General features: G+C 61.2%; 23 protein-coding genes. 5 read left to right on the top strand and 18 right to left on the bottom strand.

Features of this window, described 5'->3' with window-relative positions; all coding sequences use genetic code 11:
• Positions 1-56 precede the first annotated feature (56 nt).
• Positions 57-1,067 carry a LysR family transcriptional regulator gene (locus tag BM346_RS03860; protein WP_092009039.1) on the top strand — a complete coding sequence of 337 codons (1,011 nt, stop codon included), beginning with the start codon at positions 57-59 and terminating at the stop codon, positions 1,065-1,067.
• On the opposite strand, the gene BM346_RS03855 is transcribed toward BM346_RS03860, so the two are convergent.
• The 8 genes from BM346_RS03855 to BM346_RS03820 form a co-directional block, all read right to left on the bottom strand.
• Positions 1,056-2,030, bottom strand: coding sequence for a GNAT family N-acetyltransferase (locus BM346_RS03855; RefSeq protein ID WP_092009029.1), 975 nt, complete (start codon positions 2,028-2,030; stop codon positions 1,056-1,058). The genes BM346_RS03860 and BM346_RS03855 overlap by 12 nt on opposite strands.
• Entirely contained in the window at positions 2,027-3,190 is a 1,164-nt protein-coding gene (locus BM346_RS03850; RefSeq protein WP_092009022.1) for a cupin domain-containing protein, read from the bottom strand. The genes BM346_RS03855 and BM346_RS03850 overlap by 4 nt, the downstream gene beginning before the upstream one ends.
• Positions 3,191-3,192: 2 nt before the next feature.
• Complete coding sequence (purB, locus tag BM346_RS03845) at positions 3,193-4,560, bottom strand: adenylosuccinate lyase (RefSeq protein WP_092009020.1); 1,368 nt, start codon at positions 4,558-4,560, stop codon at positions 3,193-3,195.
• A 120-nt stretch (positions 4,561-4,680) separates the two neighbouring features.
• The gene (gene hflD / locus BM346_RS03840) at positions 4,681-5,334 is read right to left on the bottom strand and encodes a high frequency lysogenization protein HflD (protein WP_092009019.1); all 654 of its coding nucleotides are present in this window, start codon (positions 5,332-5,334) and stop codon (positions 4,681-4,683) included.
• A complete protein-coding gene (gene mnmA, locus BM346_RS03835; RefSeq protein WP_139229899.1) occupies positions 5,331-6,500 on the bottom strand; it encodes a tRNA 2-thiouridine(34) synthase MnmA in 1,170 nt (389 codons plus the stop codon). The genes hflD and mnmA overlap by 4 nt, the downstream gene beginning before the upstream one ends.
• A 69-nt stretch (positions 6,501-6,569) precedes the next feature.
• A complete protein-coding gene (locus BM346_RS03830; RefSeq protein ID WP_092009018.1) occupies positions 6,570-7,019 on the bottom strand; it encodes an NUDIX hydrolase in 450 nt (149 codons plus the stop codon).
• A complete protein-coding gene (locus BM346_RS03825) occupies positions 7,016-7,660 on the bottom strand; it encodes a pseudouridine synthase (RefSeq protein ID WP_092009011.1) in 645 nt (214 codons plus the stop codon). Before BM346_RS03825 ends, BM346_RS03830 begins: the two co-directional genes overlap by 4 nt.
• Positions 7,661-7,741: 81 nt before the next feature.
• Positions 7,742-8,035 (bottom strand): cold shock domain-containing protein, encoded by a 294-nt coding sequence (locus tag BM346_RS03820; RefSeq protein WP_092009009.1) that lies wholly within the window; start codon positions 8,033-8,035, stop codon positions 7,742-7,744.
• Positions 8,036-8,553: 518 nt separating this feature from the next.
• Between BM346_RS03820 and clpS the strand changes: the two genes are divergently transcribed.
• Both clpS and clpA read left to right on the top strand, forming a co-directional pair.
• Positions 8,554-8,925, top strand: a complete 372-nt coding sequence (clpS, locus tag BM346_RS03815) for an ATP-dependent Clp protease adapter ClpS (RefSeq protein WP_092013270.1) — start codon at positions 8,554-8,556, stop codon at positions 8,923-8,925.
• A 23-nt stretch (positions 8,926-8,948) separates the two neighbouring features.
• On the top strand, positions 8,949-11,219 hold the full coding sequence (clpA, locus tag BM346_RS03810) for an ATP-dependent Clp protease ATP-binding subunit ClpA (RefSeq protein WP_092008998.1): 2,271 nt from the start codon (positions 8,949-8,951) through the stop codon (positions 11,217-11,219).
• 103 nt (positions 11,220-11,322) lie between these two features.
• Here the strand turns inward: clpA and infA are convergent, their stop codons facing one another.
• From infA to BM346_RS03765, 9 genes are all read right to left on the bottom strand, one after another.
• On the bottom strand, positions 11,323-11,541 hold the full coding sequence (gene infA, locus BM346_RS03805; RefSeq protein ID WP_092008976.1) for a translation initiation factor IF-1: 219 nt from the start codon (positions 11,539-11,541) through the stop codon (positions 11,323-11,325).
• A 157-nt stretch (positions 11,542-11,698) separates the two neighbouring features.
• Positions 11,699-12,418: an arginyltransferase gene (locus BM346_RS03800; protein ID WP_092008975.1), complete on the bottom strand. Its 720-nt coding sequence runs from the start codon at positions 12,416-12,418 to the stop codon at positions 11,699-11,701.
• Positions 12,415-13,137 (bottom strand): leucyl/phenylalanyl-tRNA--protein transferase, encoded by a 723-nt coding sequence (gene aat, locus BM346_RS03795; protein ID WP_092008974.1) that lies wholly within the window; start codon positions 13,135-13,137, stop codon positions 12,415-12,417. The genes BM346_RS03800 and aat overlap by 4 nt, the downstream gene beginning before the upstream one ends.
• Before the next feature lie 60 nt (positions 13,138-13,197).
• Complete coding sequence (gene trxB, locus BM346_RS03790) at positions 13,198-14,148, bottom strand: thioredoxin-disulfide reductase (protein ID WP_092008973.1); 951 nt, start codon at positions 14,146-14,148, stop codon at positions 13,198-13,200.
• Between the two features lie 260 nt (positions 14,149-14,408).
• Positions 14,409-15,323 (bottom strand): AAA family ATPase, encoded by a 915-nt coding sequence (locus tag BM346_RS03785; protein WP_092008972.1) that lies wholly within the window; start codon positions 15,321-15,323, stop codon positions 14,409-14,411.
• Positions 15,324-15,331: 8 nt separating this feature from the next.
• Positions 15,332-16,258 carry a carbon-nitrogen hydrolase gene (locus BM346_RS03780; RefSeq protein WP_092008971.1) on the bottom strand — a complete coding sequence of 309 codons (927 nt, stop codon included), beginning with the start codon at positions 16,256-16,258 and terminating at the stop codon, positions 15,332-15,334.
• Positions 16,255-17,289, bottom strand: a complete 1,035-nt coding sequence (locus BM346_RS03775) for an agmatine deiminase family protein (protein WP_092008970.1) — start codon at positions 17,287-17,289, stop codon at positions 16,255-16,257. The genes BM346_RS03780 and BM346_RS03775 overlap by 4 nt, the downstream gene beginning before the upstream one ends.
• 159 nt (positions 17,290-17,448) lie before the next feature.
• Positions 17,449-17,754 carry a hypothetical protein gene (locus BM346_RS03770; protein WP_092008968.1) on the bottom strand — a complete coding sequence of 102 codons (306 nt, stop codon included), beginning with the start codon at positions 17,752-17,754 and terminating at the stop codon, positions 17,449-17,451.
• 111 nt (positions 17,755-17,865) lie between these two features.
• Positions 17,866-18,456 carry a PilZ domain-containing protein gene (locus BM346_RS03765; RefSeq protein ID WP_092008966.1) on the bottom strand — a complete coding sequence of 197 codons (591 nt, stop codon included), beginning with the start codon at positions 18,454-18,456 and terminating at the stop codon, positions 17,866-17,868.
• Between the two features lie 173 nt (positions 18,457-18,629).
• Between BM346_RS03765 and BM346_RS03760 the strand changes: the two genes are divergently transcribed.
• Together BM346_RS03760 and BM346_RS03755 are read left to right on the top strand one after the other, a co-directional pair.
• Positions 18,630-19,871: a lipoprotein-releasing ABC transporter permease subunit gene (locus tag BM346_RS03760; RefSeq protein ID WP_092008964.1), complete on the top strand. Its 1,242-nt coding sequence runs from the start codon at positions 18,630-18,632 to the stop codon at positions 19,869-19,871.
• Entirely contained in the window at positions 19,864-20,571 is a 708-nt protein-coding gene (locus BM346_RS03755; protein WP_092008956.1) for an ABC transporter ATP-binding protein, read from the top strand. Before BM346_RS03760 ends, BM346_RS03755 begins: the two co-directional genes overlap by 8 nt.
• A 1-nt stretch (position 20,572) precedes the next feature.
• Here the strand turns inward: BM346_RS03755 and BM346_RS03750 are convergent, their stop codons facing one another.
• The gene (locus tag BM346_RS03750) at positions 20,573-21,085 is read right to left on the bottom strand and encodes a DUF2062 domain-containing protein (protein ID WP_092008954.1); all 513 of its coding nucleotides are present in this window, start codon (positions 21,083-21,085) and stop codon (positions 20,573-20,575) included.
• Between the last annotated feature and the right edge of the window lie 67 nt (positions 21,086-21,152).

Below are 21,152 nucleotides of genomic sequence, written 5' to 3'. Positions count from 1 at the left end.
TGTTACAATGACCACTTCATACTGGTGCCAGGTATCCCGGAGGCCTCTTATCCCCCATGGACATTTCCCGCGTTGATCTCAACCTTCTTGTCTACCTGGACGTGCTCCTGCGGGAGAAGAATGTCACCAAGGCCGCCAATCATCTCGGCATTACCCAGCCAGCCATGAGCAATGGCCTGAGGCGGCTCCGGGATCTTTTCGGTGATCCACTGCTTGTCCGCACCAGCGAGGGTATGACGGCCACCGAGCGGGCGGCGGAGCTGCAGCCGCTGGTGCGGGGCATTCTGTCGGACATCGAGCAGGCGGTGCAGGAGAAAACCCCGTTCTCCTCCCAGGACAGCCAGCGGGTGTTTCGCATCATGGCCAGTGACTATGCCGAATCCTGCCTGATGCCCCGGGTACTCCGTCGTATCCGCCAGGAGGCCCCCAATGTGACCCTGGATGTGCTCACCCCCAGCGATGTCAGCTTCCAGGACGTCGAACAGGGCCGGCTCGACATGGCCATCAACCGCTTCGACAAGATTCCCCAGTCGTTTCACCAGAAAACCCTGTGGACGGAATATTTCGCCTGCCTGATGAATGTCCGCAACCCGATACTCCAGGACCCCTTTACCCTGGACAGCTACCTGGAGGCCAGTCACATCTGGGTCAGCAAGACCGGCTTCGGGGTCGGGGTCGGGGTGAACCCCAAGGATGTGCAGCGCCTGGGCTGGGTGGATGAGGCCCTGGGTCTGATGGGACGCAAGCGTCGGATATCCGTGTTCACCCGCCATTACCAGGTCGCCATGCTGCTGGCAGAGCAGCACGATCTGATCGCCACCCTCCCCAGCCGGGCGGCATGGCTGCAGAAGGATAACCCCAACCTGGTGATCAAGCCGCCACCCTTCGATGTTCCGCCTTTTGAGCTGAAGATGGCCTGGAGCCCGCTGCTGCAGCATAACGCGGACCACCAGTGGCTACGACGCCTGGTGGCGGAAGTGGCAGAGGAAGTGGATGAGGAATTCGCCGAATTCGGGCGTCAGTTCGAGTCGGCGGAGCCCGACGGCCCCCATCGCTCAGAGCGGTAGTTCCCGTAGTTCCAGAGACGGCCGGGCGGTATCCCACATGCGCTGGAAGGTATCCGCCAGCAGCTTGACCCGGCCGCTGTCGGCGAAACCCGCGAACCCGTCGGGGCGGTCGAAACGGTGACGGACCAGCACCCCTTCCCGGTCCACCAGCAGGAACGGGTGCCCTTCCGCCGGATAGTCGTCGTTGACCAGTCTGAGTGTGATCGAGCTGGGCAGGCGGCGCAGTAGTTCCACCACCTGGTGGCGGCGCTTCACCAGTGGCCCGTCGTCATGAATCAGCAGCCGGACTTCGCTGTTGCGATGATGTCGGGCCAGGGCGGACAACAGATCCCGGAAGCGCTCGCGATCGTAGATTTCGTGGTCCAGAAGCCGGTCGTAGAGCCACAGCCGCTGGCGGGCCTGACCGATAAGGCTGTCCATGAGAGGGGATACCTGGTGGTCACGGTCGATCAGCCAGCTTTGGTCGTCGGCGCCCAGTATCATGGGGCGCCGGCGGGGTCTTTCGGCGGAGAAGCTGTTGTTGACCAGTTCCGGGGCCAGGCAACGCATCGCGAAATGGGGGATGCCGGCATCGTCGTAAGGTCCGCTACAGACATGGAAACCGCTGCGCTGGTAGAACGGCACCGCGTGTTCCTGAGCGGACAGGTGCAGGTCTTCGACCTCGCCCTCGGCCTCAGCCATCAGGTGCCGCAGCATGGCTTCGCCAATACCCTGTCCCCGGTGTTCCGGCAGTACTGCCATGCGCCCGATGTGACCTGTCTCATCCAGGGTTCTGAACAGGCGCGCGGTCGCCACCGGCGTGTTATCGGAGGTTACCGCCACGAAATGGTCGGCGATCTCGTCGGTATCGTCCCACTCCAGCTCGGGCGGTACCCTCTGCTCGTCGATGAAGACAGCCTGGCGGATGTCCTTGATAACCTTTGGGGCCAGCTGCCAGCTGTACTTTCGGAACCTGAGCGTCATTCGAAATACACGCTTCCCTGGTTGTAGAGTACGGTCATCAGCTCGGCCAGTGCCGGGTCCCGGCAGAGCTGCATCAGCGCCGCCTGGTCGGGACGGCTGGAGGCACACAATGCCGGCGCCAGGGGCCTGGCATCACCGCTCAGCAGATAGCGTTCGCCATCCACGAACAGGGCGGTCTGCTCCTCCAGTTCGGTGAAGGCGAAACGGGAGCCTTCGTTCCAGCGTAGCAGGGCACCTGCGGCGATGGCATCCAGCAATTCCTCCGCAGCCACCGGTGGCTCGGCGGGTATCACGATATCGCTGTTCTTGGGGGCGGTGCTGAACTGGCCGAACCAGAGCGCCAGCTGACGTCGGTCCGACACCCGTTCCCGGATCAGGGCGTCAAGCCTGTCCAGCACTCCGGCGCCGATGACTCCGGGGTTTTCCGGCAGCCCGGGATTCCGGTCCGGCAGGTGGGCGGAAACGTCTGTCTCGGAGCAGAGGAAGTCGGTGAACCCGGTGAGCAGATCATCCACTGTGGGAGCGCGGAAACCCACGGACAGGGTGATGCAGTCGTCCTCGGCGATTCCGTGATGGCCAATACCCGGAGGCAGATAAAGCATGTCGCCGGGCTCCAGGATAACTTCCTCCTCGGGTTGCCAGTCCCGCAGGATGCGCAGGGGTGTGCCCTCCACGCGGGGGGACTGTTCACTGCACTGGCCGCCGAATTGCCAGCGGCGTTGGCCCTGTCCCTGCAAAAGGAATACGTCGTACTGGTCGTAATGGGGTCCCACGCTGCCCCCCGGTGGCGCAAAGCTGGCCATGATGTCGTCCAGCCGCCAGTTGGGGACGAAGCGGAAGTGGTCCAGGATGTCGGCCACCTCCGGCACCCAGTGATCCAGACCCTGAACCAGCAGTGTCCAGTTGCCCTCCGGTGGTGAGGTGAAATGGTCTGTGCTGAAGGGGCCATTATGGAGTTGCCAGGGGTGACCGTTCTCCTGCTCGATCACCATGCGGGACTCCACCGCCTGTTCACAGGCCAGACCGGCCAGCTCATCGGCGCTGACCGGGCACTGGAACCCGGGGAACGCCTGGCGGATCACCAGCGGCTTCTTCTGCCAGTAGTCCCTGAGAAAGGTTTTCGCGGGCATGCCACCGGGCAGGAGTGTGGGGGTCGTCATGATCAGATCGCCCCGGCCTGTACGGAGGCGTTGCCGGTATAGCTGGCTGGCGTCAGCGCCATCAGTTCGTCCCTGGCTTGCTGGGGGATGTCCAGTGACTGGACAAAGTTCCGGATGAGCTCCGGGCTCATGTCCTTGCCCCGGGTCAGCTCCTTGAGCTTTTCATAGGGCTTCTCGATATTGTAGCGGCGCATCACGGTCTGAATCGGTTCCGCCAGTACTTCCCACGCATTGTCGAGGTCGGCCGCCAGCCGTGCCGGATTCACCTCGAGTTTGCCCAGGCCCTTGAGGGTTGCCTCGTAGGCAATCAGGCTGTGGGCAAAACCGGTACCCAGGTTGCGCAGCACCGTCGAGTCGGTCAGATCCCGTTGCCAGCGGGACAGCGGCAGCTTGCTGCCGAGGTGGGCCATGATGGCGTTGGCGATGCCCAGGTTGCCCTCGGAGTTTTCGAAGTCGATGGGGTTGACCTTATGGGGCATGGTGGACGACCCGATTTCCCCGGCCACGGTCTTCTGCTTGAAATAACCGAGGGAAATGTACCCCCAGATATCCCGGTCAAGATCGATCAGGATGGTGTTGAAACGGGCGATGGCGTCAAACAGTTCGGCGATGTAGTCGTGGGGCTCGATCTGCGTGGTGTAGGGGTTCCAGGACAGTCCCAGACCCTCCACGAAGTCCCTGGCGTTGGCAGCCCAGTCCACGTCGGGATAGGCCGACAGATGCGCGTTGTAGTTGCCCACGGCGCCATTGATCTTGCCCAACAGCTCCACCTTTCGGATCTGGTCCAGCTGGCGGCGAAGCCGATGTACCACGTTGGCCAGTTCCTTGCCCACCGTAGTGGGTGAGGCGGTCTGGCCATGGGTGCGTGAGAGCATCGGCTGGTCGGCATGTTCGTGGGCCAGTTGCTCCAGTCGGGCGACAACACGATCCATGGCCGGCAGCAGGCCATCGTCCATGCCCTCCCGGAGCATCAGGGCGTGGGACAGGTTGTTAATGTCCTCGGAGGTGCAGGCAAAGTGGACGAATTCGGTAATTGCCTGGAGTTCGGGAATGGGGGCAATCTTGTCCTTGATGAAGTATTCAACAGCCTTGACGTCGTGATTGGTGGTTCGCTCGATGGCCTTGATGTCTTCGGCGTCACCCAGGCTGAAATGCTCCACCACCTGGTCCAGGGCGTCGCGGCCGGCGGCGGAAAGCGCCGGTACTTCGGGAATGTCCGGGTGAGCGGCCAGCTGCTGGAGCCAGCGCACCTCCACCTTCACCCGGTTACGGATCAGGCCATATTCGCTGAAAATCTCCCGGAATACCTCAACTTTATTGCCATAGCGGCCGTCCACCGGAGAAATGGCGGTCAGGCTGGTCAGTTCCATCAGATATAACCTCACAAGAATAGGACAGGACGCGGGGCCCAGGGAATCGAAAAATGAATGCTGCCATGATACACCAGCCGGTCGCGCAATTCAGCGGTTGGCAGCCGGCTGCCCCTGCGCTCAGGGTTCCCGGTTATAGACCGAGTGATTGGCCTGTTCGGCAAGCTGCCGGGCGAGAGCGGCGACCTTGCGACGACGGAAGATCAGTTGCCAGCGGCGACCGCCGTTCTGGCGCCAGAGCACTGCCGAGCGGATGCCGGCCAGCAGCAGGGCCCGGACCCGGGCAGCGTTCTCCTCCCGCTGCAGAATCGCCGGGTCACCGGTGACCTGGATGCGCAGACGGAAGGTGCTGATGGTGTCCGCGTAGATGGAGGCCAGGTTGCCGATCAGGTTGCCGTGCACATAGCCGAAGTGGTTGGCGGTGTGGCGGGCCTGATTGATGCGCTGGCCAATGGCATCGAGCATGTCACGGTTGCGATTGAGGCTTGCTTCCAGCTGCAACAGGTTAAGGGCATATCGCAGAACCGCAGTGTCCTGTTGTCGGGTCTCGTTGCTGAGGATCTTGGCGAGGGCATCAAGCCCCTCCCGCAGATTCATCAGCTCGCCGCCATAAACCTCCAGGGTATTGTCCGGATTGGTCACGAACAGAGACCGCAGGGAGGTCTCGAGACTCGACTCCGCGCAGCGGCCCTGGTGGGCCACCTGGCTTACCAGGGTTGCGGCCTGGAAAACCCCGGCGAGAGCCAGGGTCTGATCGGTAAGGGACCTGCTCAAGATGCCTGTGCCTCCCGGGCCCGGGGCATGTCCGGTTCCTTCTCATTGTCCCGCCAGGTGCGCTCTATCACGGCGCCGCCCAGGCAGACCTCGCCATCGTAGAACACCACCGACTGGCCGGGCGTCACCGCTCGCTGGGTATCATCGAAGACCACCCGGGTGCCGGCACCCGTGACGGTGACCTCACAGTCCTGGTCCGGCTGGCGGTAGCGGGTCTTGGCCCTGCAGCGGAAGCTCCGGGCAGGGGGGTGTCCGGCGATCCAGTCCACCGGCGCACAGTGCAGGCCCCGGGAAAAGAGCAGGGGGTGATGCTTGCCCTGAACCGCGACAAGAACGTTTCTGCCCAGGTCTTTCTCGGCGACGTACCAGGGTTCGTCACCGAAGTTGCTCAGGCCGCCGATCCCGAGGCCCTGGCGCTGGCCGATAGTGTGGTACATCAGGCCCTGGTGGCGGCCGATGACCTGACCGTCGGGAGTCTGGATCTCGCCGGGCTGGGCCGGCAGGTATTGCTTCAGGAAGTCGCTGAACTTACGCTCCCCGATGAAACAGATGCCGGTGGAGTCTTTCTTGTCATGGGTGACAAAGCCTTGCTCCCCGGCGATACGACGCACTTCGGGCTTCTCCAGTTCTCCCACCGGGAACAGGGTGCGGGCAATGCGTTCGCCGGAAACCGCGTGGAGGAAATAACTCTGGTCCTTGTTGTTATCCAGGCCCTTGAGCAGTTGTGCCCTGCCAGGGTTTTCGGGATCGGGACGCTGGCGGGTGTAATGACCGGTGGCGATATAGTCCGCTCCCAGGGTGACCGCATAATCGAGAAACGCCCGGAACTTGACCTCCTTGTTACAGAGAATATCGGGGTTCGGGGTGCGGCCGGCGCTGTATTCTGACAGGAAGTGCTCGAACACCCGGTCCCAGTACTCCGCGGCAAAGCTCGCGGTGTGCAGGGGAATACCGATGGTCTCGGCCACGGCCCTGGCGTCCGCCAGGTCGGTCATGGCGGTGCAGTATTCGGTGCCGTCGTCCTCGTCCCAGTTCTTCATGAACAGGCCTTCCACCTGGTAGCCCTGGTCCTTGAGCAGCCAGGCGGCCACGGAGGAATCAACGCCGCCGGACATGCCGACGATGACCCGGGTGGCCTCAGGTTGCCTGGAATCTGGCGGATTCATGGGTGCGATTGTCACTGTTGCCTGCGCCTGCGAATGTCAAAAGGGCGATTGTAACATTCTTTGGGAATCCTATGCCTCCGGCTCCACAATGACATCCAGCGGAAATCGCCGGCCTTTTCGGTAATCCAGTATGCAGTCCAGCACCATGGGGCTGCGCAGGCGCTCCCCCAACTGGCGGATTTCCTCCAGGGGCAGCCAGTGAGCAGCCACGATGCCGTCGTCCAGCTCATCGGTGACGTGGCGCCGGGGGTGGGCTGCGAAGCAGAACCGGAAGTAGGTGACGCCGTTGGCGGGCGCCACGTACCGATACATGCCGAGAAACGCATGGGGCTCCACCCGCCACCCGGTTTCTTCCAGAGCCTCCCGGCGGGCCGCCTGGATGACGCTTTCGCCTTCCTCTATGTGTCCGGCGGGCTGGTTGAACACCCTCCTGCCCTCGACAACCTCTTCCACCAGCAGGAACCGGCCCTGATCGTCCTCGACAATAACCGCAACGGTCGCATGGGGTGTCCAGGTCATACTCGGGATCCTCTTTTCGACGGATTGGGTTTGGGGCGACGGCCAGGGGGCCGCTGTGTGCGGAGACCGGCCCTTCCGGCCCCAGGGGGCGCTTTGGGCAGATGCACGGTAAGGGTGCGGTATTCGCCCGGAGCAAGGCCGTCCAGGGTCCATTCGCCTATCCGCCAGCGTACCAGTCTGAGGGTAGGAAATCCGGCTGCGGCTGTCATTCGCCGCACCTGGCGATTGCGTCCTTCGGTAAGGGTCAGCTCAAGCCAGGAAGTGGGAATGGTGGCCCGGTCCCGGACCGGCGGGACCCTTGGCCACAACCCGGGTGGTTCGATGCGTCGGGCCCGGGCCGGTCGGGTCGGCCCGTCTTTCAGCTCGATTCCCCGGGAAAGGCGCTCCAGGGCCTCGTCGGAAAGGCTCCCCTCCACCTGAACAAGGTAGGTTTTTTCCATTTTCTGATTTGGAGAGGCGATCCGGTGCTGGAGTGTGCCGTCGTCCGTCAGCAGCACCAGGCCCTCGGAATCGTGGTCAAGGCGTCCCGCCGGGTAGACGTCCGGGACTCTGACATGATCAGCCAGGGTCGCACGGCCCTGCCTGTCACTGAACTGGCAGAGGGTCAGATAGGGTTTGTTCAGAAGGATAAGAGTAGCCATCCCGATATGGTATCAGACGGACACCGTCACGGCGGGCCTGAATTATCGGGAATGGCTTGGCCGATGCGCCTGCGGGCAGCTTCAACCGTTGGCTATACGTACCACGTTGCTGGACGGGCCTCGCTCACGGTCGCTGGCCTCGGCCCGCCGTTCCTGCTGACTGGCCGGTTGCGCTTCAGGCACGATATTAACCGCGTGCACGCCCTTGTCGCTGGGTTTCTTGTCAAACGTTACGGGTTGTCCGGCTTTCAGGGTCTTGTACCCGTCCATCTGTACCGAGGAGAAATGTGCAAACAGGTCATCACTGCAGCCCTCTTCGATAATGAAGCCGTAACCCTTGGCGTTGTTGAACCATTTTACTTTGCCCCTTGGCATGATGAACTCCCTTGTCCTGTCATTATCAATCGCAATTAGCGGCAGCTCTCCGGCCTCTAATTCACGGTGTTTTACACAATTTTACATTGCATGATTCACTTTTGACCAATAACCCCCGTGAGTCAATAGCATTCTTGCGGGAAATACTGATTGTGCACATTACGTGATTGTTATGAGTGATCTTGGCCTGACCCAGTGGACATGTTTTGAGGGTTTTCGGGCACTTAAGTTATATGGAGGCGGTTTTCAAAATTCGGTGATCTATGGGGTCCGACAGCGAGGCAACGATCTGTCCGCCGTGATCACGCCACGATGCTGGTTGATACCCACCCTGACGCGGTATCATCTGCGGGAACTTTGCCGGTGGAGCATGGTCGTAACTGACGTACTCGCCGGTTCTTTACCCGGGGGCCCGGAAGCATTCTTCCTAGAGCGTAACGAGGCTCTTCTCCGACCTTGAAAACCCGCCTCCGGACATCCATCTTATGTCACAGAAACCGACATCCGGTGAGAGAATCATGCGGACACTCAGAAATTCTCTACTAGTATTGAATCAGGGGGATCAGGACGATCACGACGACCAGCCCGGTCGTCAGGATGATGTCAGCGTAGCCCCGGCAAAACCGGCGCTGAAGCGACCTGCCCGATATCGGGTTGTCCTCCTGAACGACGATTACACCCCCATGGACTTCGTGGTGGATGTATTAATGAAGTTCTTCGGAATGAACGAGGAAAAGGCGACGCAGGTAATGCTGCTCGTCCATACGCAGGGAAAGGCCGTATGTGGGGAATATACCCGGGACATCGCGGAAACGAAGGCGGCCCAGGTGAATCAGTATTCCTCGGAGTGCGAACACCCGCTGCTGTGCGAGATTGAACGTGCGGACTGACTGACCTTTTGTGGGGGTGGCCCATGCTGAGCAAAGATCTAGAAATAACGCTGAATGCAGCTTTCCGGAATGCCCGTGACAAGCGCCATGAATTCATGACGGTTGAGCACCTGCTGCTGGCATTGCTGGACAATGATTCAGCTTTGGGCGTCCTCAAAGCCTGCGGGGCAGACCTGCAGCGCCTTCAGGATGAGCTGACTGAATTTGTCGATTCCACGACGCCGCTGATTCCGGGTTCCGACAGCGAGCGTGAAACCCAGCCGACCCTGGGATTCCAGCGTGTTCTCCAGCGCGCGGTATTCCATGTCCAGTCCTCTGGCAAGAAAGAAGTCACCGGGGCCAACGTACTGGTGGCCATTTTCAGCGAGCAGGAAAGCCAGGCGGTTTACCTTCTGAAGAAGCAGAACATCGCCCGGATCGACGTGGTGAACTTTGTTTCCCACGGCATTTCACGGGTCCAGGGCGCCGAGGACCAGGAGGGGCCGGATCAGGCCGCCCAGGAAGAGGCAGCGGAAGAAGGCTCGTCCAACAAGCCGCTGGAGGCCTACGCGACCAACCTCAACGAGCAGGCCCGTCAGGGCCGTATCGATCCACTGATCGGGCGGGAACACGAGGTGGAGCGGGTGGTGCAGATTCTGGTCCGCCGCCGCAAGAACAATCCATTGCTGGTGGGGGAGGCCGGTGTCGGCAAGACCGCTATCGCCGAGGGTCTGGCGCGCCGCATCGTCGACGGCCACGTGCCGGAAATCATCTCCGACGCGGTGGTCTATTCGCTGGACCTGGGCGCTCTGCTTGCCGGTACCAAATACCGGGGGGACTTCGAGAAGCGTCTGAAAGGACTGCTGGCCGAGCTCAAGAAGGAAAAGCGCGCCATTCTGTTCATTGACGAGATTCACACCATCATCGGTGCGGGCTCGGCATCGGGCGGAGTGATGGACGCTTCCAACCTGCTCAAGCCGATGCTCAGCACCGGCGAGATCCGGTGCATCGGCTCCACCACCTTCTCCGAGTTCCGTGGCATCTTCGAAAAGGACAGTGCCCTGGCACGTCGCTTCCAGAAGATCGACGTCAACGAGCCCAGTGTCGAGGATACCTATCAGATCCTCAAGGGGCTGAAGCCTCACTTCGAGAAGCACCACGATCTGAAATACACCGACAAGGCCCTTCGGGTGGCAGCGGAGATGGCGGATCGCTATATCTCCGACCGGCATCTGCCGGACAAGGCCATCGATGTTATCGATGAGGCCGGTGCCCGCCAGCGCCTGCTCCCGGAAGCCAAGCGCCGCAAGGTGATCGGTGTGTCCGCGATCGAGGACGTGGTGGCCACCATCGCGAGGATTCCGCCGAAGAGTGTTTCCAGCAATGACAAGGATCTGCTGCGCAACCTGGAGCGGGACCTGAAGATGACCGTGTTCGGTCAGGACACCGCTATCGAAAGCCTCTCCACCGCCATCAAGCTGGCGCGCGCCGGCCTGAAGGCTCCGGAAAAGCCGGAAGGCGCCTTCCTGTTCGCCGGTCCCACCGGCGTGGGCAAGACCGAGGTGACCCGACAGCTTGCCAAGGTTCTGGGCATCGAGCTGGTCCGTTTCGACATGTCGGAATACATGGAGCGGCATACGGTGTCGCGGCTGATTGGTGCGCCTCCGGGTTACGTTGGGTTTGATCAGGGTGGTCTGCTGACGGAAGCGGTCAACAAGCATCCCCATTGCGTGCTGCTGCTGGACGAGATCGAGAAGGCGCACCCGGAAGTGTTCAACCTGCTGCTGCAGGTTATGGACCACGGCAGGCTGACTGATAACAACGGCCGCAAGGCGGACTTCCGCCATGTCATCCTGGTGATGACCACCAACGCGGGCGCGGAGGACATGAGCCGGCGGTCCATCGGCTTCAGCGAGCAGGATCACAGCACTGATGGTATGGAGGTCATCACCAAGACCTTCACGCCGGAATTCCGGAACCGCCTCGACTCCATCATCCAGTTTGGTGCCCTGGAGCCGGGAACCATCACCCACGTGGTGGACAAGTTCCTCACAGAGCTGCAGGCACAGCTTGATGAGAAGCATGTGGTTCTGCATGTGGATGATGATGTGAAGGTGTGGTTGGCGGAGCGTGGCTACGATCCCGTCATGGGCGCCCGGCCGATGGCCCGGCTGATCCAGGACAAGATCAAGCGCCCCCTGGCCGAACAGATTCTGTTCGGTGCATTGTCGGAGAATGGTGGCGAAGTGAACATCCACCTCAAGGATGACGAGCTGGTGTTCGAATACGAGAACGAGCCGGCCGAAGCGATCTGACCGGAACCGTGCAACAGCAGTAAAAGCAAAAGCCCCGCCTTGGCGGGGCTTTTGCTATTTACAGATGTCGAACCTGGTCAGACCTGGCAGGACACCGGCGTTCTTAACGGGCGCGGTAGACGATGCGGCCCTTGCTCAGGTCGTAGGGAGTCAGCTCAACCTTGACCTTGTCGCCGGTGAGGATGCGGATGTAGTTCTTGCGCATCTTGCCGGAGATGTGAGCGGTGACAACGTGGCCGTTGCTCAGCTCAACACGAAACATGGTGTTCGGAAGGGTATCAACAATGGTGCCCTCCATTTCAATGACATCTGATTTTGCCATTCAGTAAGAACCTCGCTTGGATTGGTTTTCCATGGCAATCGCGGCTATCGCCGTTGCCCTGATTCTGGAGTTGCGCAATTCTGCCTCATTTGGGCGCGATTGGCAAAAAATGGCGGGAATTTTGCCGGTGCCAGCGCGCGTCCGGAGACACTGACGGTCAGTTGGTTTCCGGTTCAAAAGGTTGCCAGGTGCCCTCTGTCAGTGCCTGGATGGGGCGGAAGCGGGTTTTATAGTTCATCTTGCGACTCTCGGAAATCCAGTACCCCAGATAGATCCAGGGTAGCTGCCGACGCCGTGCCTCCTCCACCTGCCAAAGGATTGCCAGGGTGCCAAGGCCCCGGTTCTCGTGATCCGGGTCGAACATGGTGTAGATGGCGGAAAGTCCGTCATCCAGGACGTCCATCACCGCAAGACCAATAAGCTGGTCGCCCAGACTGATTTCCAGGAACCGGCTTTCGGTGGCGCCTTCCACCAGGAATGACTCGAACTGATCCCGGGATGGGGGGTACATGTCGCCATCGGCATGGCGCTCATTGATGTACCGGGCATACAGTTGATAGTAACGCTCCGAGAAGTGGGCGGGCACAAGCCGGAAATCCAGGTCCTGATTCCGCTTCCAGACCCGTCGCTGGGACCGGTCCGGACGAAAGGCGCGGGCATCCAGTCTCACCGGTACACAGGCATTGCAGTGCTCACAGTGGGGCCGGTAGTAATGGGAACCACTGCGGCGAAAGCCCAGGGCGGTGAGCTGGCTGTACAGGCGCCTGTCAACCTGGGCCCTGGGGTCAACGAACATGGTGGTTGCATCCCGGCCCGGCAGGTAACTGCACTTATGGGCGGGTGTGGCAAAGAAAACCAGTGTTCTGAGGCTGCTCATGAACGCTTCCCCTCCGGTGGTTGCCAATGCCAGTCCAGCTGCCACAGGTGCGGTTTCGGAGACTGGTCGACGTTGTCCCTGAGTATAGTCAGGAAATCACTGCGGGGAATAGTGCGTGCGCCCATCCTGAGCAGGTGCCGGCTCTCCACCTGACAGTCGATCACGCGGTAATTCCATCGGGCCAGCTGGCTGCTGAGATGCACCAGGATCACCTTGGAGGCATTGGTTTCCAGGGAAAACATGGATTCCGCGAAAAAGCAGCGCCCCAGCGCCAGGCCGTAAAGCCCTCCGACCAGTTCGCCCCGATTGTTCCAGGCTTCTACCGAATGGGCGTGACCCTGGCGGTGAAGCTCCACATAGGCCTGCTCCATCTCGTTCGTGATCCAGGTGCCCTCGACCCGGGTTGAGCCGCACAGATGGATCACCCGGCGAAATGCCTGATCCAGGGTGATGGTAAACAGCTTCTGGTTCAGGGTCCGGCGCAGACTGCGGGATACATGGACCTGCCCCGGAAAGATGACGCAGCGAGGATCCGGGGACCACCAGAGAATGGGCTGTTCATCGCTGAACCAGGGAAAAATGCCGTTGCGGTAGGCGTGCAGCAGGCGCTCGGGCGCAAGATCGCCCCCCAGGGCCAGCAGGCCATCAGGTTCCTCCAGAGCCTCCTCGGCAGGAGGGAACCAGAGGTAATCAGGATCTAACCAGGGCAGGGCGCTCATCGTCTACGAACTACTCCGGGGTGGCCGACGGTGTCAGCCACCCGGTTGCAGGTGGTTCGTTCAGGCCTGGTCCAGGAAGCGCTCGGCGTCCAGGGCAGCCATGCAGCCAAAACCGGCGGAAGTCACGGCCTGGCGGTAGACATGGTCAGCCACATCGCCGGCGGCAAAGACCCCGGGAACACTGGTCTGGGTAGCCATGCCTTCCAGCCCGCTACGAATACGGATGTAGCCACCTTCCATATCCAGCTGGCCTTCGAAGAGCTGGGTATTGGGCCTGTGGCCGATGGCAATGAATACACCCGCCAGGTCAATTTCCTGAGTACCCTGGTCCTTGGTGCTGATGATACGCATGCCGGTGACGCCGGTGTTATCGCCCAGTACCTCGTCCAGGGTGTGGTCCCAGATGATATTCACATTGCCGTTCTGGGCCTTTTCAAACAGCTTTTCCTGGAGAATCTTCTCCGCTTTCAGCTTGTCACGGCGGTGTACCAGGGTAACCTCGTCAGCGATATTGGAGAGATAGAGTGCCTCCTCCACCGCGGTGTTGCCGCCGCCGATCACCGCCACTTTCTGCTTGCGATAGAAAAAACCATCGCAGGTGGCGCAGGCCGATACGCCCTGGCCCTTGAACTTCTCTTCCGACTCCAGGCCCAGGTACATGGCGGACGCGCCGGTGGCTATGATCAGGGCATCGCAGGTGTATTCGCCGCCGTCGCCCTTCAGGCGGAAGGGGCGGTTACGGAGGTCGGCTTCGTTGATGGTGTCATAGACCACGTTGGTCTCGAACCGCTCGGCATGCATGAGCATCCGCTGCATCAGCTCCGGGCCCTGAACGCCTTCGTTGTCGCCGGGCCAGTTGTCCACGTCGGTGGTGGTGGTGAGCTGACCGCCCACCTCAATACCGGTAATCAGGGTGGGCTTGAGATTGGCGCGGGCCGCGTAAACAGCGGCGGTATAGCCGGCCGGGCCGGAACCGAGAATGATCAGTCGGGAATGTTTGCTGTCTGTCATCGCTTGTCTCTTGGTGTCTTGGGCAGCGCGTGAAGATTACCAATGCGAGGTTGCACGCTGCATTATGAATATCCGGGCATGGTCCTGTCTATCGGGCTCTCGCTCGCCGTTGGCAGGACACGCCGGCGTGCCGGAAAATTTGCCGCTGCCGCCACCGCTTACCGGCGTTTCGAATCAGGTGGGCAAGGGTAGCAAGTCCGGGGCCCGGTGCGAATTTGTTTTCGGTAATCCGCCCTATTGAATGCCGCTATGCCTCGACACTAGCGCCCGATGACCGGCACCTGATCCAGCAGCTGCCGCACACGCTGCTCCCCCTTGCCATAGTCACCCTGTTCCAGGCGATGGCCCGCTATTGCAGCAAACACCGCCTGTACGTCATCCGGCAGGACATGGTGCCTCCCGCTCATCAGTGCCCATGCACGGGACGCCCTGACCAGCCCCAGCCCGGCTCGTGGTGACAGACCATAGAGGAGGCCCGGCATGCGCCGGCTTTCCTCCAGCAGGTTCTGGATGTAGTCCAGCAGCGCGGGGCTGGTGGACACTCTGGTAACGCCGGCCTGCAGGGTTCTCAGGTCATCGGGTGTGAACATGGTGCGCAGGCGTTCCGTCATCTGGCGCCGGTCCTCGCCCTCCAGCAGTTCCCGTTCCGCCTTGGGGTCAGGGTAGCCCAGCCGTAGTCGCATGAGGAACCGGTCGAGCTGGGATTCCGGCAGCGGATAGGTGCCGCCCTGTTCCGCCGGATTCTGTGTGGCGATGACAAAGAATGGCCAGGGCAGGGGACGGGTTTCACCCTCAATGGAGACCTGGCGCTCTTCCATCGCCTCCAGCAGGGCACTCTGGGTACGTGGAGAGGCGCGGTTCACCTCATCGGCAAGCACAACCTGGGCGAAGATCGGACCCTGGTGGAAGACCAGGGTGCCGGCTTCACGGTCATACATGGAGAAACCCAGAACATCCGCCGGCAACAGGTCATTGGTGAACTGGATGCGCTGGTAAGTGAGCCCCATGACCTTCGCCAGAGCGTGGGACAGGGTGGTCTTGCCCATGCCGGGAATGTCCTCGATCAGCAGATGCCCCTGGGCCAGCAGGCCGCAAAGGGCGAGCCGGATCTGGGGCTCCTTGCCGAGAACGATGTGGTTGAGCTCCGTGACCGCCGCGTCGACCAGTTTTTTCATCGCTGACGTCAGTCCCGTACCCGCTTGAGGATATCGCCGTAGGCATCAATGCGCCGGTCCCGCAGGTGCGGCCAGATCCGGCGGACCGACTCGCTACACCGCCGGTCGATTTCGCCGATGAGCACGGTTTCACTGTTTTCGTCGGCGCGGGCCAGGAATTCGCCCTGGGGACCGCAGATAAAACTGTTGCCCCAGAACTGGATACCGCTGGTATGACCGGAGGGGTCGGGTTCGCTGCCGACACGGTTGGGTGCAACCACCGGCAGGTTGTTGGCCACGGCGTGGCCGCGCTGGACCGTTACCCAGGCTTCGAGCTGGCGTGCCTGTTCCTCGGGTTCATCGGTATGGTCCCAGCCAATGGCCGTGGGATAGATAAGAATCTCGGCACCGGCAAGCGCCATCAGGCGGGCCGCCTCCGGGTACCATTGATCCCAGCACACCAGAACCCCGAGCTTGCCGACAGAGGTCTGGATCGGGGTAAAGCCACTCTGGCCATTGTTGAAAGTGGCATCGCCGGGAGTGAAAAAGAACTTCTCGTAAAAGCCCGGATCGTCAGGGATGTGCATCTTGCGGTAGATGCCGGCGATGGTGCCGTCGGTTTCGAACACCACCGCTGTGTTGTGGTAAACACCGTTCATCCGCCGCTCGAATACGGACCCCACAAGGACAATGCCCAGCTCCGCCGCCAGGGCGCCCAGCCGTTCCGTTGTGGGTCCCGGCACCGGTTCGGCCAGCTCGAAAACCTCAACATCTTCGGTCTGACAGAAGTAAAGGGTGCTGTGCAATTCCTGCAGTACCACAAGGTTGGCCCCCTGAGCGGCGGCCTGGCGGACCAGGCGCTCGGAAGTGCTCAGGCTGACATCCTTGCTGTCCGAGCAGGTCTGCTGGATGGCAGCAACTTTCAGGGTGTTACTGGTGATGTTGCGGGCGCTCATAGGTTCACCGCTCCAGGGGGCAGTTGCATGGTGACGCAGTGCAGACTGCCGTGCTGCTCAATCAGTGGCCGGCAGGGCACGGAAATGATCTCTCTCAGTGGGAACAGGTCCCGGAAGATCGCCAAGGCCGCCTCATCCTGGGGGACGCCGTACACCGGCACCAGCACCGCGCCGTTGATGATCAGGAAGTTGGCGTAGGTTGCCGGCAACCGCTCCCCTTCCTCGCCATAAATAGCGTCTGGCCAGGGCAGAGGGGTCAGCCGATAGGGACTGCCATCGGCCTGACGGAACTGCGCCAGTTCCTCTTCCATGGCGCTCAGGGCCGGAAAATGTTCGTCTTCCGGATCGTCGCAACGCACATAGCAGATATGGTCAGGGTTGCAGAAGCGGGCCAGGGTATCAATGTGGCTGTCGGTGTCATCGCCGGCCAGATATCCATGGTTGAGCCAGAGTACGCGGGTCGCGCCCAGGGTCTCCCCGAGTATCGTTTCAATGGCCGAGCGGTCGTGATCCGGGTTGCGGGAAGGTGTCATCAGGCATTCGCTGGTGACCAGCAGGGTGCCCTCGCCGTCGGACTCGAGAGAACCGCCCTCCAGGATGAAATCCACGGCCTCCAGGGGGATATCGCCGAAGCAGCCGGCATTCGCCAGGTGTCGGTTCAGGGCGTTGTCCTTTTCCCATGGGAACTTGCCCCCCCAGGCGTTGAAGCGGAAATCCAGCAGGCGGATACCGTCTTCGGTGGAAACGGCAATGGGACCATGGTCACGGGCCCAGGTATCGTTGGCTGGTGCCGGAACACAATGGGCGCGGCCGGGCAATTGCTGTTGCCCGGCCCAGGCGTTGAGTTCCCGCTGCAGTTCCTCGGCCCGGAAAACGTGCTCGCAACTGATCAGCAGATGCTCGAAACGAAGCACTGCCCTGGCGATATCGAGAAAAACCGGCTCAACCTCCTGCAGGCGACTGAACCAGTCGGTTCCGGGGTGGGGCCAGGTGAGCATGACGGCACTCTGGGGGGCCCACTCGGCAGGCATCACGCGTGTCGAAGTCAAGGTAGCAACCATCCACTTGGGTTAACGGTCAGGGTTGCGCGGGCGAAAACGACCAGGCCGTTATCCGGCGCCCGCGGAGATGAGCCGCATTCTATCGGTTTGCAGGCTTTACGTCAGGCGTGTTTTGAAGCTCCCGCCAATTCAGCGGGCAGGCTTGACCACGGTGTGGATAACCCGGTTGTACTCGAAGTACACGACAAAGCCCGGATAGTGCCATTGGGTGATGGGTGGGTCCCCAACAGGGCCGGAGGTGCTGACCGGGTCGCCATATCGCTGACGTACCGTTTCCCGGGTCTGGCCGGTGTCGGGCAGGTCCATGCTTTTCCGTTCCCCCTGGGACATTACCGGTACCTTGACCTCCTCGGCCGTTGCACCGGGAACGGTAGCCAGCCCGAAGGCAGATATCGCCAGACTCGCGGCAATCGCCGCGGACGTCAGCTTTTTCATTAGCAGCTCTCCTGAAACTTCTGTAATGTTTTTCGACCCGAATCCCGGCGGCGTCCGGCATCGGCCGGAGGGGCCCGGCAAGCAGCCCCCGCCATTCATCAATTGCGTCCATTATTGCGATGGTTCGCCACCCTGTCTCTGTCGAATCTGCCATCGCATGACGTGTTTCGCAATCTGCTGACGATCCGCTTCCTGGATTTCGATGAAACGGGTATGCACCAGAGCCTGATCACCGCTCTGGCCACGGGAAGGGGGAGTGACGTCGACAACTTTCGCCCTTGCCCGGGGCTGGAACAGTTCCGGTGGCAGGGTGAGGCGAATGGCAAGCAGGTCGCCCTGATGCAGTTCACCAGCGGGAGCCAGAAAGCTTACACCGCCTTCACTCAGGGTCACGTCTCGCCACTGTTGCGGTTGCAACGGATTTTGCTCAAAGGCCATAATGCGCGCCAGCGTATCCACCTTGCTGTTCAGTGATTTGAACAGAGAGGTCAGTAACCGGTCTTTTTCGGTCAGCAGCGAAAGCTGGTTGCGGATTTCCATGTCCAGGCGTTTCAGTTCGGACTTGAGGCCGTCCAGATGGTCGTCGTCGAACGGCTTGATGTCGCCGTCAGTGGGTGGCAGTAACCGGCGGTATTCAAGGCCGACCCGGTCTTCGACACGGAAAAAATCGCGCCGGTCCGGATCCTGTGAGTGTGACGACATCGAAACTCCCTAGACAGCCAGGGGGAACAGGGCGCGCCGGGCGAAAGACCGGGCCAGTCTGCGGCCGCGGACGCGTTGAAAGTGATAGCCAGAATTTTTAACAGTTTAGCAGCTTCCCGGCGGCAGAAAAGCGGAAGCAACCCTTTGACTTCCGGCAGTGACAGGCGACCTGTATGTTCCGACCTCTTTCCTTCTACATCGGTCTGCGATACACCGCGGCCAAGCGACGTAATCACTTTATTTCCTTTATCTCCCTCACCTCCATGATCGGCCTGATGCTGGGTGTGGCTGTGCTGATCATCGTACTGTCGGTGATGAACGGATTTGATCGTGAGCTCAAGGAAAAGGTGCTCGGCATGGTGCCCCATGCGGTAGTGAAGGGCGATCCCTACCTTGAGGACTGGCAGGCGGTGGATGAGCGGGTAACCGAACACCCGCGGGTACTGGCGGCGGCGCCGTTCATCGAAGGGCAGGGCATGGTCACGGGGGGCGGTAATGTCCGTGGCGTACTGATCAAGGGCATCGTCCCTGAAGAAGAAGACACCGTTTCCATCGTCTCCAGCCAGATGGTTGAGGGCAGCCTCGATGACCTGGTTCCCGGAGAGTTCGGCATTATTGTCGGCCGCCCCCTGGCGGTCAGCCTGAAGCTGCAGCCCGGAGACCGGCTCACGGTGGTCCTGCCGGAGGCCTCGGTCAGCCCGGCAGGGGTCATGCCACGGCTGAAACGGTTCACCGTTGTCGGTGTCTTCAGCACCGGGGCCGAGCTGGATGGCAATTACACCCTGGTCCACATGGAAGACGCCGCCAAGCTGATGCGTACCGGCGGCAAGGCCGAAGGGGTGCGGCTGCTGGTCGACGATCTTTTCGCGGCGCCGGTGGTGGCCGAACAGGCCGCCCTCAGTCTGGGTGGGCGTTATTACATTTCCGACTGGACCCGCACCCACGGCAGTCTGTTCAGCGCCATCCAGATGGAAAAGACCATTATCGGTCTGCTGCTGATGTTCATCGTGGCGGTGGCGGCGTTCAACATCGTCTCGACCCTGGTCATGGTGGTAACCGACAAGACCGGAGATATCGCCATTCTCAGGACCATGGGGGCGACGCCGGGCCGGATCATGCGGATTTTCATGGTGCAGGGGGCCATTATTGGCATCTTCGGCACCCTGGTGGGAACCGCCCTGGGTATCCTCGGGGCACTCTACATCAGCGATCTGATCAGTGGCCTGGAGAGTGTGCTCAACCACCAGTTCCTCAACGCGGATGTCTATTTCATCAGCTACCTGCCCTCTGACCTGCAGTGGCCCGACGTGGCCATCATCAGTGGCGCCGGCCTTGTCATGAGTCTGCTCGCCACCCTTTATCCGGCGTGGCGGGCTTCCAGGGTCGATCCGGCGGAGGCCCTGAGATATGAGTGAGGCAATGTCCATGCAAGCCAGTCAACAGCCGGTTATCGAATGCCGGTCCATTACCCGGACCTACCGCGAGGGACCGACCACCCTCACCATTTTTTCCGACATCTCCCTTTCCGTCGGAGCAGGTGAGACCGTGGCTATCGTTGGCAGCAGTGGTGCCGGCAAGACCACCCTGCTGAACCTCCTGGGGGGGCTGGATCGGCCATCCTCCGGACATATCGCCATCTGCGGTGAGGATATCCACCGCATGGGGGAGGCGAAACGGGCCCGTTTCCGCAACCGGCACCTGGGATTTGTCTACCAGTTCCACCACCTGCTGCCGGAGTTTTCCGCCCGGGAAAACGTGATGCTCGCCTGTACCCTCGATGGAATGGCGGTCAGTGATGCCGGCCGCAAAGCCGATGCCATGCTGGCCAAGGTGGGCCTGGGCGAGCGGCTGGAGCACAAGCCGGGAGAGCTGTCGGGGGGGGAGCGCCAGCGGGTTGCCATCGCCCGGGCCCTGGTCAACGAGCCTGAGTGCGTGTTGATGGATGAGCCCACCGGCAATCTCGATGAGCAGACCGGCGAGAGTGTTCAGCGATTGATCGAAGGTCTTCGCGACCAGTTGGGGATTGCCTTCGTGGTGGTTACCCACGACATGTCCATGGCCCGCAGTCTGGGGCGGGTGCTGAGACTGGAGCAGGGCCGGCTGCACCCGGTGTGATTCAGTCCCGGAACCGGCGTTTCTGCCAGTCTGACCGTACCTTGCGTCGCCACAGGTACTGGATGATGAGGTAACTGGTGCAGCCAAGTACAATGGCCACCGCCACCGAGCCGATGTAGAGCGGAATGCCGATTTCCACCAGGCGCTCGCTGAACCATTGCCAGGACAGCTGAAACTCGAAGGTGATCACCGGGCGGTCGAGCAGTATCGCCCCCACTTTGTAATTGAAGTAGAAGATCGGCGGCATGGTGAGCGGGTTGCTGATCCAGACCAGGGCGACGGACAGAGGAAGGTTGGCGTTCAACAGAACGGCGCCGAAGGCCGCGGCCAGCATCTGGAAAGGCATGGGGATCAGGGCCAGGAAAATGCCGATCAGGAACGCCCGGGCAACGCTGTGGCGATTGATGTGCCATAGGTTCGGTTCATGAAGAATATCCCCGAGAAAGCGCAGCGACTCCAGGGAGCGCACTTTCTCCGGTGACGGGATATAGCGTTTCATGAACTTCTTCGGCATATCGAAGAGGAGCCTGTCTGCTGGGAGCGGTCTGGCCCTGAGGCAGGCCGCGGTCCGGAAATTCGAA

This window comes from Marinobacter daqiaonensis (genome assembly GCF_900115285.1).
In the GTDB taxonomy this organism is placed as follows: Bacteria; Pseudomonadota; Gammaproteobacteria; order Pseudomonadales; family Oleiphilaceae; genus Marinobacter; species Marinobacter daqiaonensis.
This window is presented reverse-complemented; position numbering and strand designations above follow the sequence as displayed.